Raw genomic sequence first — 12,203 nt, forward strand, 5'->3', positions numbered from 1 at the left:
GCGCTTCGACGCGGCGATCCGACGCGCCCGCGCACACCGCGTCACACGCGCTGAAGATTTTTAGGTGCAAGGCCTAGCTGAATCTCAGCGCTCCGCGCTGCGGTGCAGGAGCGCCGGCGGCGGGAGCAAGGCCCAGCCGCCCGCCCTCGTCGCCGAGCTACCAGGCCCAGCTTTGAGGCTGACTTGCACACAGCTGGGGCATCGCGTCGGTGAGGTCCTGCGCCGGCGCATTCCGTTGTGTGCACGCTCCGCCGCGGCTCAGCGAGCCGCGTCAGCTACTCACCTGCAGCGGGAACGAGAACGTTCCAGCGCCGCAGTCACCACAAACACCCAACGGCCATTCACCGGCAGCCTCACCTCGATGTTTGAGAAGCGAATCCGATTTCGCCGCCGGCTGCGGCTTCTGGCAGCTCATACTCGACGACCAGCCGCTCGTCATCCGTCAGAGGCATGATCTCTACCTCAACACGCCCGACCGGACTATCAGTCTCAGCCTGGGTCAGCACCACAAGCACAAACTGGACCTGCCGATCAGGTCCGACCTCAAATCCGGACAGCACGCCGCCCGACACGTCGATTTGTTCTCCACACCACCGCAGCCGCTTCGGCGAGGAAGGCCCCGGTAATCACCCCACCGAAGCTAACGCTTCGCCGTCAACAACGGTCGAGGGGTACGGCGCCGATCGCGAAAGGTTTGGCCGCGCACCCCCGGCTCGCGCCAACTCGTCCACCATCACCGGCGCAGGCCCCCTGCTGTACTTCGCTATCGACCGGGTGCCGGCCGAGGAGGTGCCCCGTCCTGTCCTGCCCGGTCCAGCATGGGAGGCGATTGAGCGTGCCGGCTGGCCACATGCATGGATGGGGTGCTCCCAGGCCGCGGGCTTTTGGGGGGTTATTGCTCGATCAACCGAGGGGCTGGATCTATACATCTATATATGTAGGCATAAACGTAGCCAGCCATATGCGCGTACATCTTGATGCGTATATGTCGTTCCATAAACGCATTAACCCAGATCAGGGTAGGTCTGCACGATGGCGGCCACCAGAAGCGCTTGCAGGCTCGTGTCCTCATCGGCCGCCAACAGCTTAAGCGTCCGGTGCACACTGCGCGGCAAGTCGAGCGTGGTCCGGACACCGCCGCTCGCGCCGCGCTGCTCCATCGACGCCGCAGCCAGCCCTGACGGGTCCTGCAGCGCCGAGCTGATGGCGGCGCGAATCAGGTCACCCATGGTGGTCTCCTGGTCCAATGCGCGCCGTTTGAGGGCAGTACGCGTCGCCGGAAGCAGGTGCAGCGTGGTGCGCATCGCCTCGTACACCACCCCCGACGCCAACGGAGTGGTCCCACCGGCATCGTCGCCCTGGAACGTACTCGCCGCCCGCGCCGTCGCCGCGGCCCCGGTAGGCCGGCGGATCACCGCGGCGCGCACTGCGTCGGTCGCCGAGAGCTTCTCCGTCATGCCTTCGCGGCCTCTTTCTCGATTCCCGCTGCCGTCACCAGCTCGTCGAACACGTCTTCGTAGTCTCCCAGATGCCGCGGGATCCCGTGGCCGAATGCGCGCTCGATTGCGGCCAGATCCCGCACGATGCACCGCAGCACTGGAGCGTTGGCCTCGGCCAAGCCGCGCGGCATCTCCACCGCCTCGACCTTCCGCATATCCACCAGCGTGAGCAGAATCGTCGTGGGCCGGTGCTTGGTGATATCCAGCGTCGGCCACACCCGGTCGATGTCCGCGGCGCGAGCCCCCGTCGGAATGATCACCAGGTCGGCTGCGTCAATCGCCGCATCGATCACCGATGCCGTCCCAGGTGGGGTATCAATCAGGATCAACTCGTCGGGCTCACTCGACAACACCCGCACACCCGCCGCCATCGCCGGGCTGACGTCAAACGGCAACGGCGTCCCCCGATACGCCGCCCGATCAGCCCACGACGACGCCGACCCCTGCGGATCGGCATCAACGACACGTACCGGAACCCCGCGCCGCACCGCAGCCGCCGCCAAATACATTGCCGTCGTGGTCTTCCCGACCCCGCCCTTGGTGTGCACGAGTGACCAGATCACGAGGCAGCAAATCTCCATACATGTCTATAGATGCGGGTGTGTTTTCGCGTGACGTCGAGCATCTCCCCCCTCCCCCATCGGTCAATAGGGTCGATGGTCCTCAACGGCGGGCGGCAACGTCGAGACCAAACGCGACTACACGCTCAATTAGTCCAACTCGACAGCACCATACCCCGAGGTACGGCGCTGCGCGGGCGGTTCGGGCCGATCTTTACTGAGCCTTATTAAGAGGAATGACGCCCGGGTGCCGGGTCTTCCGGGCCGGCGCGACGGTGCTTGTTGCGCAGCGGCTCGCCCCCGGCGAGCCGCTGCGGTGCGCGCGTCCCCCCGGGACCGGCCGGGCGCCGTGCGGGAGAGAACTGGCCGACCGGACGAAAACGCCGCCCGTCGTCGACATGAAAACCGTTGTGCACGAAGCCAATCGGTACAGCTCGCGGCGCCGAAACGGGCTCGTCGGGGAAGCTGTGCCACACATCGGGGCGCCACGGCTCGGTGTCGAACTCCGCTTCGTCTGCTCTGATGTCCGGTTCGCGACGCAGGATGTACTCGACGTAGTCGTCACCATCGTCATAGCCGTCGTAGTCGTCATAGTCGTCATGCCCCGGACCGGCCGTGTCGCGAGATTCGGGCATTCGTCCCTCGCGTGTCGAACCGATCACGTCGACCAAAAACAGTGCGGCGACCACGCCGAACAAGGCGATGAACGCCGGCAGCAGTATCGACTGCGACATCGCGGCCGAGAACGGCTCGCGCAGGAACGCGGGCATCCGCAGCGTGCCGGCGCCGGTGGGGATGTGCCCGCCGCGGGGCAGCTGGGCGCCGATGCGCGACGTCATGAACGCGGCCATGCCCGCGCTGCCGAGCACCGCCCCGAGCTGTCGCGTCGTGTTGTACACGCCAGAGCTCGCGCCGGCCAGGCGCGGCGGCAGGTTGCGGGTGGCGGTGGCGGTCAGCGGCGCCCACACAAACGCCATCCCGACGCCGATTGCGCCGAACGCCAGCGCCAGCCGCCAGATCGGCGTGCCCGGGGCCATCTCGAAGGAGAGCCAGGTCAATCCGATCGCCAGCACCGAAAAGCCGAAACCGAGCACGGGCAGCGGCGGGAACCTGTCGATGATCATGCCGACGAACGGCGCGAGCACACCGTTGGCGATCGCCAGCGGGGCGATCAGCAAGGCCGAGCGGGTCGGCGAGAGCCCGCATACCGCCTGCGCATAGAACATCATCGGCAGCATCATCGCCGTCGTGGTGAACGCGATGATCGCGGCGCCGACGTTGCACAGGCTGAAGTTGCGGTCGCCGAAGATGTCCAGCGGAATAAGCGGCTCGCGGGGGTTGACCGATTGCCAGTAGACGAACGTCGCCATGAGCCCGATGCCGGCGACGATGACGGCCCAGATCCACGGCGCCCAACCCGCAGACTGGCCCTGCTGCAGCCCGAACACGATGGCGAACACGCCCGCCGCGGACAACCCGACGCCGGGCAGGTCGAACCGGTGCGCCCGGGTGGGCAGCGCCGGGACCAGCCACACCGCCAGCGCCAGGCCGACGACGCCGATCGGAAGGTTGACGAAGAAGATCCACTCCCAACCCAAACTGTCGACCAGCACGCCGCCGGCCAGCGGCCCGACCAGGCTGGCGGCGCCGGCGGTCGCACCCCACACGCTCATCGCGGCGCCGCGGCGCTGGTACGGGAAGATCCGGGTGATCGTCGACAAGGTCTGCGGGGTGAGCACCCCGGCGCCAACACCTTGCACGACGCGAGCCGCGATCAGCATGGCCGCGCTGCCCGCCAGTCCGCACCACAGCGACGCCAGGGTGAACGTCACCAGCCCGATCAGGTAGAGGTTCTTGGTGCCGAACCGGTCACCGAGCCGCCCGGCGACCAGCAACACCACCGCATATCCCAGCAGGTAGGAGCTGGTCACCCAGATGACCGCGTCGTAGCCGATCCGCAGGTCGGCCATGATGGTCGGGTTGGCGATGGCGACGATGGTCGAATCGACCATGATCATGAAGAAGCCGATCATCATCGCCCACAGCGCGTTCCAGGGGCTTTCCCGGTTCCATCGTCTGATGAAGCCGGCAAGGCTCCAGCCCGGCACCGTCAGTGCATAGGTCATCGATAATCCATCCTGCCCGACCCCGTTCGGACGACCGGCTTCCCCCCAATGCGGGCATTATTCCGTGTGGGGCGATTGGCTGCGAGCCGCGCGTTAGCCTGGAGGGACGCCATTGGCAGGAGAGGCAATATGAGCGCTCGACGAAAGATGTCAACACCGGAGGAAATGCCGGCCACGACAGGCGGTCGGCCCAAAAGGTCTGCGCAGGCATTGGCACAGGTCATCGAACGTAGTTCGCGGATACAGGGTCCGGCGGCCGATGCGTATGTAGCCCGCCTGCGTCGCGCCCACCCGGCCGCCAGCCCGGCCCAAATCGCAACAAAACTCGAGAAACGCTTCGTGTCCGTCCTGACAGCCAGCGGGGCGGCGGTGGGTGTGGTCGCGACGCTTCCCGGGATCGGCACCTTGGCCGCTTTGTCTGCGGCCGCTGGAGAAACCGCGGTGGTCCTGGAGGCCACCGCGCTGTTCGTGCTGGCCCTGGCCTCGGTCTACGGCATCCCCCTGGACCACCGGGAACGGCGCCGTGCCCTGGTGCTGGCGGTGCTGGTCGGCGACAACAGCAAGGATGCCGTCGCCGAACTGCTCGGACCGGGCCGCACCACCGGCGCCTGGGTGTCAGAAAGCATGGCCTCGCTGCCGCTGCCCGCGATATCGAAATTCAACTCGCAGATGCTCAAATACTTCGTCAGGCGATTCACACTGAAACGCGGCGCGCTGATGTTCGGCAAGCTGCTGCCGGTCGGCATCGGCGCCATTATCGGTGCCATTGGCAACCGGCTGGTGGGCAAGAAGATTGTCCGCAATGCGCGGACAGCGTTCGGCGCCCCGCCGGCGCGCTGGCCAGTCACCCTGTATGTGCTGCCGCCCATTCGCGACGCCGGCTAGACCACCTCGTCCAGGGTTCCCGGGTCTCTCTCGCGTATTGCCGACAAAGCGCTAGCCTTTATGGGGCGGCGATCTTACCGACCGCCGCCGATGTGAGGTACCCCGCCGCCCGGGGTGGGAAAAGTCGCAGGCGTCGCGCAATGCGCTTGCAATGACCCTGCAGGACAAAGGAATCGAGGCGAACAGCGGCCGTGGGCAACACAAGTTCACCATTCGGGCAAAACGAGTGGCTGGTCGAGGAGATGTACCGCAAGTTCCGCGACGACCCCTCTTCGGTCGATCCGAGCTGGCATGAGTTCCTGGTCGACTACAACCCCGAAGCGGCCCCCGAAGCGCCCCCCGCCGACGGGCAGCCGGCTGCGGCCGCCCCGCAGGCAAAGCCGGCTGCGCCCGCTCAGCCGTCGGCTGTGACTGCCGCGCCCGCCGAACCCGCCCCGACGGCAGGCAACGGTGCGCCGACCACGCCAGATGCGGCACCGGCCCCAGCTGCACCGAAAGCCGCCACTCCCCCGCCGGCCGAAGGTGACGAGGTGCAGGTGCTGCGCGGCGCCGCCGCGGCCGTCGTCAAGAACATGTCCGCGTCGCTGGACGTGCCGACGGCGACCAGTGTCCGGGCCATTCCGGCCAAGCTGCTGATCGACAACCGAACCGTGATCAACAACCAGCTCAAGCGCACTCGCGGCGGCAAGATCTCGTTCACGCACCTGCTGGGCTACGCGCTGGTGCAGGCCGTCAAGAAGTTCCCGAACATGAACCGGCACTACGCCGAGGTCGACGGCAAGCCCACCGCGGTCACGCCGGCCCACACCAATCTGGGCCTGGCGATCGACCTGCAGGGCAAGGACGGCAAACGCTCCCTGGTGGTGGCCGGGATCAAGCGTTGCGAAGAGTTGCGATTCGCGCAGTTCGTCACCGCCTACGAAGACATCGTCCGCCGGGCCCGTGACGGCAAGCTCACCGCCGAAGACTTTGCCGGCGTGACGATTTCGCTGACCAATCCCGGAACCATCGGCACCGTGCACTCGGTGCCGCGGCTGATGGCCGGCCAGGGCGCCATCATCGGCGTCGGCGCGATGGAATACCCGGCCGAGTTCCAGGGCGCCAGCGAGGAGCGCATCGCCGAGTTGGGTATCGGCAAGCTGATCACCCTGACCTCGACCTACGATCACCGCATCATCCAGGGCGCGGAATCCGGCGACTTCCTGCGCACCATCCACGAGATGCTCCTCTCGGATGCCTTCTGGGACGAGATCTTCCGCGAGCTGGGCAATCCGTACCTGCCGGTGCGGTGGAGCACCGACAACCCGGACTCGATCGTCGACAAGAACGCCCGGGTGATGGAGTTGATCGCGGCCTACCGCAACCGCGGGCATCTGATGGCCGACATCGACCCGTTGCGGTTGGACAAGACCCGGTTCCGCAGTCACCCTGATCTCGAGGTGCTGAAGCACGGCCTGACGCTGTGGGATCTCGATCGGGTGTTCAAGGTCAACGGCTTTGCCGGTTGTGAGTACAAGAAGCTGCGCGACGTTCTGGGCTTGCTGCGCGACGCCTACTGCCGCCACATCGGCGTCGAGTACACCCACATCCTCGACCCCGAACAACAGGAATGGCTGGAGCAGCGGGTCGAGACCAAACACGTCAAACCGACTGTGGCCCAACAGAAATACATCCTGAGCAAGCTGAACGCCGCCGAGGCTTTCGAAACCTTCCTGCAAACCAAATACGTTGGGCAGAAGCGGTTCTCGCTGGAAGGCGCCGAAAGCGTGATCCCGATGATGGACTCCGCGATCGACCAGTGCGCCGAGCACGGCCTCGACGAAGTGGTGATCGGGATGCCGCACCGCGGCCGGCTCAACGTGCTGGCCAACATCGTCGGCAAACCGTACTCGCAGATATTCAGCGAGTTCGAGGGCAATCTGAACCCGTCGCAGGCCCATGGCTCCGGCGACGTCAAGTACCACCTCGGCGCCACCGGCGTGTACTTACAGATGTTCGGCGACAACGACATTCAGGTGTCGCTGACGGCCAACCCGTCGCACCTGGAAGCCGTCGACCCGGTGCTGGAGGGCCTGGTCCGGGCCAAGCAGGACCTGCTGGAAAAGGGCTCTGCCGCCGAAGGCGGCTTCTCGGTGGTGCCGATGATGATGCACGGCGATGCCGCCTTCGCCGGCCAGGGAGTGGTCGCCGAAACGCTGAACCTGGCCAACCTGCCCGGCTACCGCGTCGGCGGCACCATCCACTTCATCGTCAACAACCAGATCGGTTTCACCACCGCACCGGAGTTCTCCCGGTCCAGCGAATACTGCACCGACGTCGCGAAAATGATTGGGGCGCCGATCTTCCACGTCAACGGCGACGACCCGGAGGCCTGCGAGTGGGTGGCACGTCTGGCCGTGGACTTCCGGCAGAAGTTCCACAACGACGTCATCATCGACATGCTGTGCTACCGCCGGCGCGGGCACAACGAGGGCGACGACCCGTCAATGACGAACCCGTACATGTACGACGTCGTCGACACCAAGCGCGGGGCCCGCAAGAGCTACACCGAGGCCCTAATCGGCCGCGGCGACATCTCGCTGAAGGAGGCCGAGGACGCGCTGCGCGACTACCAGGGCCAACTGGAGCGTGTGTTCAACGAGGTCCGCGATCTGGAGAAGCACGGCGCACTGCCGAGTGCGTCGGTTGAGTCCAACCAGATGATCCCCGCGGGGCTGTCCACCGCGGTGGACAAAGCGCTGCTGGCCCGGATCGGCGACGCGTTTTTGGCCATGCCGGAGGGCTTCACCGTGCACCCGCGCGTGCAACCGGTGCTGGAGAGGCGCCGGGAGATGGCATATGAAGGCAAGATCGACTGGGCCTTCGGCGAGCTGCTGGCCCTGGGTTCACTCGTGGCCGACGGCAAGCTGGTGCGGCTCTCGGGCCAAGACACCCGGCGCGGCACCTTCTCCCAGCGGCATTCGGTGATCATCGACCGCAACACCGGCGAGGAGTTCACGCCGCTGCAACTGCTGGCGACCAACAAAGACGGCACCCCGACCGGCGGCAAGTTCCTGGTTTACGACTCACCGCTGTCGGAGTACGCCGCTGTCGGTTTCGAGTACGGCTACACCGTGGGCAACCCGGACGCACTTGTGCTGTGGGAGGCGCAGTTCGGCGACTTCGTCAACGGCGCACAGTCGATCATCGACGAGTTCATCAGCTCTGGTGAGGCCAAGTGGGGACAGTTGTCCAACGTGGTGCTGCTGCTGCCGCACGGACACGAGGGGCAGGGCCCCGACCACACCTCGGGCCGGATCGAACGCTTCCTGCAGCTGTGGGCGGAGGGTTCGATGACCATTGCGGTGCCGTCGACTCCGTCCAACTACTTCCACCTGTTGCGCCGGCACGCCCTGGACGGTATCCAGCGCCCGCTGATCGTGTTCACGCCGAAGTCGATGTTGCGCAACAAGGCCGCGGTCAGCGACATCAAGGACTTCACCGAGATCAAGTTCCGCTCGGTGCTGGAGGAGCCCACCTACGAGGACGGCGTCGGCGACCGTGGCAAGGTCACCCGGATCCTGCTGACCAGCGGCAAGGTCTATTACGAGCTGGCGGCCCGCAAAGCCAAGGACCAGCGCGACGACGTGGCGATCGTGCGCATCGAACAGCTTGCCCCGCTGCCGAAACGCCGGCTGGACGAAACATTGGACCGCTACCCGAATGCCACCCAGTTCTTCTGGGTCCAGGAGGAGCCGGCCAACCAGGGCGCATGGCCGCGGTTCGGGCTGGAGCTACCCGAGCTGCTGCCGGACAAGTTGACCGGACTGAAGCGCATTTCGCGCCGCGCGATGTCGGCCCCGTCGTCGGGTTCGTCGAAGGTGCACGCCGTCGAGCAGCAGGAGATCCTCGACACGGCGTTCAGCTGAATTTAGGAGGCTTTCGCATTCAGGCCCATCGCGAGAAAATCGAGACGCCACAGCGACTGAAATAGCTTGCTGGCGAATATCTCGAGTTCAGCCGCATCACCTCGCCGCCCTCCACTCTGCGCCACGTCCGCAGCAATCTCGCGAATCGTGCGACGGCCATCGATGCCCCGCACGAACGGCAATTGAGCCCCATTGAGGTTCATGCGCCAATCCGACCGGAAGATCTCAGAGCCGGCCAGACCGCACCGCATGCGGAACATCGGCACATAATCGGCCGAATCCTCTGCCGAAAAATCAATGGTGTAGCTCATTTTCGGCCGGTCCTCACGGCAAGCCATGAAAAAGTGGCAGGCATTCGATGTCTGGATACGTTCCATCACGGACCAGAGCTTGGCCTCAGGCAAGTCGTTGACGGCCCGAGCGGCCTCGGTCCCCGGCGCGAACAAATCATGCGGGTAATACGGCGCCTTGAGGAGCAAGCCCTGAAATGCCAGCCCGGCCGAGGTGACGAGATCGACACACTCTTCGATGCTGTAGCTGCGCTGGCGACCGTGCAGGAACGTATCCACCATGGCGGCATCGGACTCCTGCAAATCCCGAGCTACCGCGAGATAGCGTTGGACAGGGTGATCCGGCGACAGCACGGAAATCATTTCTTTGACTATTTGGACCGATGCATCGTCCTGACCCAGCCCCATGTCACGAAAGACCGATTCCAGCACTTCGACTCCGATTCGGCCGTACTTCGCGTAGAGCATCACAGCAATAGCGCCGTCCTTTCGCAGGCAGCTCTTGAGCGCTTCCATGCCTGCCGACGGATCTGCCAGGTGATGCAAAACGCCGGTCGATACGATGAGGTCGAATTCGAGTCCCAGAGTGGGCAGCTCTTCGATCGGAAGCAGATGCAACTCCAGGTTCCACAGCCCGTGCTTGTCTTTCAGATATTGCTGATGGTCCAGTGACGGCTGGCTGATATCGACCGCCACCACTCTCGCAGCGGGGTTCGTGTACGCAAAAACCGCCGCCTGGTTGGTGCCGCAACCCGCAATCAGAATGTCGAGGTCGGGTTTGTATTCCCGATCGGGCCACAAGGTCCGGTGAGCGTGGGAAGGGTCGAACCATTCCCAGTTACCAGCGATCCATCCTTCGAGGTCTTGTATGGGGCGTGGGTACCGCCACCGCTCGTACTGGCGGACGACAACATCGCTGCGTGGATCATCTTTCATTTCAGTGGTGGCTCCTTCGCGGTCAGCCGTTGATCGAGCATTGAGGATCGCTAGTTGGTGAGAGTATCCCGGATCCGCCCCCTTCCACGGCAGGATTATGGGCCGCCGCCCTCTCTGCACGCAAGGACCCGACGACCGCGCCGTGATGGGCAACTTGTTCATCTTGAGTTGATACGGCTGGTTTACTGGGTCTTCGCAATGAAACGTGGTAGTGCTCAAGGGGATACGGTTGTCTGCCTGACCCTGGGGATGGGTCTGGGGCCTGATGATTCGTGGTGTTCCGAACACGGACAGAAATGCCCGAGATGATTGAGAACGGTAGCGCCACCGCAATGCCGGGCTGGAAAACATCGCTGTGTTGGCCGTCTCGCAGCGCGATGGCCAGGTCGAGTACGCCATTGAGACGACCGCGACCACTGGCTGGTGCCCGGTGTGCGGGGCGCAGGCCCGGTTGCATGATCGGCGCCCAACTTGGGTTCGGGATCTGCCGGCCGGGGATCGGGCGGTGAAACTGGTGTGGGTCAAACGAATCAGGCCGGAACGAATCAGGCCGGCACGCAGGCTTCATGTGGTTCTCCGTTTGGCACGTGGCCTAACGATGTGAGTCGCGTTCAGGGCCATCGCAAGAAAATCGAGACGCCACAGCGACTGAAATAGCTTGCGGCCGAATTTCTCGAGGTCAGCCGCGCTGGCTCGCCGCGACTCCCCACTTTGCGACACGCGCTCAGCAATCTCTCGAATCGTGCGACGGCCATCGACATGCTGCACAAAGGGCAACTGAGCTGAGTTGAGGTTCATACGCCAATTCGGCCGAAAAACCTCATTGCCGGACAGACCGCAACGCAAGCGCATCAGCGGAACATAATCGAGGGAGCCCTCCGTCGAAAAATCAATGGTGTAGCCTTCTTTCGGTCGGTCGGGACGGCACGCAATGAACTTATGGCTACCGTTCATCGTATTGAGACGTTCCATCGCGGACCAGATCTTAGTTTCAGGCAATGCGTCTACGGCTGCGTAGAGCTCGGTCGCCGGTGAACACAAACTGTCCGGGTAATACGGCGACTTGTGGAGCCATCCCTGACATACGAGTCCGGCCGAGGTGACAAGATCAATACAGTCATCGACGGTGTAACTACGCTCGCGACCGTGCAAAAATAAATCCACCACGCCGGCATCGTACTTCAAAAAATCCTGCGGCACGAGTTTGAGAAAGCTTTTTACAAGGTGATCTGGCGATAGCACCGATATCGTCTCTTTGACCATTTGAACCGATGCATCGTCTTGACGCAGCCCCAAGTCGCGAAAGACCGATTGAAGCAGTTCGACTCCGATTCGGCCGTACTTCGCATAGAGCATGACACCTAGAGCGCCGTCCCGCCGCAGGCAGCCGGCGAGTGCTTTCATGCCTGCCAGTGGATCTGCCAGGTGATGCAAAACGCCGGTCGACATAATGAGATCGAAGTCAAGACCCAGCGTTGGCAGCTCTTCGATCGGAAGCAGATGCAACTCCAGGTTCCACAGCCCGTGCTTGTCTTTAAGATATTGCTGATGGTCCAGGGACGGCTGGCTAATATCGACCGCCACTACTCTCGCAGCAGGGTTCGCGTACGCAAAAATTGCGGCTTGGTTGGTGCCGCAACCCGCAATCAGAATATCGAGGTCGGGTTTGTATTCCCGATCGGGCCACAAGATTCGGTGAGCGTGGACAGGGTCGAACCATTCCCAGTTGTTAGCGGACCATGCGTCGAGGTCTTGTATAGGTTGTGGGTACCTCCACCGCTCGTACTGGCTGGTGACAACATCGGCGCGCGGATCGAACTTCACTTCAGCGCTGGCTCCTTTGTGGTCAGCCGTTGATCGAGGATCGCGCGCAGCCGCATCGACAACACCTTGACGATCAGATGCCGTAAGCGCCTAGGAGCGTGGGTCAGTAACACACCGATCGGGGTGCACGGCTGATTGCCGGGTACACGCGATGATGGGGTGTGCCTGATGATCT

At 63.9% G+C, this 12,203-nt stretch carries 8 protein-coding genes and 1 pseudogene; 3 read left to right on the forward strand and 6 right to left on the reverse strand.

Going from position 1 to position 12,203, the window contains the following annotated elements:
- Positions 1-271: 271 nt before the first annotated feature.
- The 4 genes and pseudogenes from ACLP9N_RS37925 to ACLP9N_RS37940 all read right to left on the reverse strand — a co-directional run bounded on the left by ACLP9N_RS37925 (position 272) and on the right by ACLP9N_RS37940 (position 4,095).
- Positions 272-630: pseudogene (locus ACLP9N_RS37925) on the reverse strand (hypothetical protein).
- Positions 631-1,004: 374 nt separating this feature from the next.
- Positions 1,005-1,457, reverse strand: coding sequence for a hypothetical protein (locus tag ACLP9N_RS37930; protein ID WP_442412211.1), 453 nt, complete (start codon positions 1,455-1,457; stop codon positions 1,005-1,007).
- Positions 1,454-2,062: a ParA family protein gene (locus tag ACLP9N_RS37935; protein WP_442412212.1), complete on the reverse strand. Its 609-nt coding sequence runs from the start codon at positions 2,060-2,062 to the stop codon at positions 1,454-1,456. Before ACLP9N_RS37935 ends, ACLP9N_RS37930 begins: the two co-directional genes overlap by 4 nt.
- A 224-nt stretch (positions 2,063-2,286) precedes the next feature.
- Positions 2,287-4,095: an MFS transporter gene (locus ACLP9N_RS37940; RefSeq protein WP_442412217.1), complete on the reverse strand. Its 1,809-nt coding sequence runs from the start codon at positions 4,093-4,095 to the stop codon at positions 2,287-2,289.
- Positions 4,096-4,260: 165 nt separating this feature from the next.
- On the opposite strand from ACLP9N_RS37940, the gene ACLP9N_RS37945 reads away from it, so the two are divergent.
- Entirely contained in the window at positions 4,261-5,070 is an 810-nt protein-coding gene (locus ACLP9N_RS37945; protein ID WP_442412213.1) for a hypothetical protein, read from the forward strand.
- Positions 5,071-5,261: 191 nt separating this feature from the next.
- Positions 5,262-8,978 carry a multifunctional oxoglutarate decarboxylase/oxoglutarate dehydrogenase thiamine pyrophosphate-binding subunit/dihydrolipoyllysine-residue succinyltransferase subunit gene (locus tag ACLP9N_RS37950; protein ID WP_442412214.1) on the forward strand — a complete coding sequence of 1,239 codons (3,717 nt, stop codon included), beginning with the start codon at positions 5,262-5,264 and terminating at the stop codon, positions 8,976-8,978.
- A 2-nt stretch (positions 8,979-8,980) separates the two neighbouring features.
- On the opposite strand, the gene ACLP9N_RS37955 is transcribed toward ACLP9N_RS37950, so the two are convergent.
- On the reverse strand, positions 8,981-10,204 hold the full coding sequence (locus tag ACLP9N_RS37955; protein ID WP_442412215.1) for a methyltransferase domain-containing protein: 1,224 nt from the start codon (positions 10,202-10,204) through the stop codon (positions 8,981-8,983).
- Between the two features lie 430 nt (positions 10,205-10,634).
- On the opposite strand from ACLP9N_RS37955, the gene ACLP9N_RS37960 reads away from it, so the two are divergent.
- A complete protein-coding gene (locus ACLP9N_RS37960) occupies positions 10,635-10,808 on the forward strand; it encodes a hypothetical protein (RefSeq protein ID WP_442412218.1) in 174 nt (57 codons plus the stop codon).
- On the opposite strand, the gene ACLP9N_RS37965 is transcribed toward ACLP9N_RS37960, so the two are convergent.
- Positions 10,769-12,028, reverse strand: a complete 1,260-nt coding sequence (locus ACLP9N_RS37965) for a class I SAM-dependent methyltransferase (RefSeq protein WP_442412216.1) — start codon at positions 12,026-12,028, stop codon at positions 10,769-10,771. The two genes, ACLP9N_RS37960 and ACLP9N_RS37965, sit on opposite strands and share 40 nt — an antisense overlap.
- Positions 12,029-12,203 lie beyond the last annotated feature (175 nt).

The sequence above is a fragment of the Mycobacterium sp. genome, from assembly GCF_052144515.1.
GTDB lineage: Bacteria > Actinomycetota > Actinomycetes > Mycobacteriales > Mycobacteriaceae > Mycobacterium.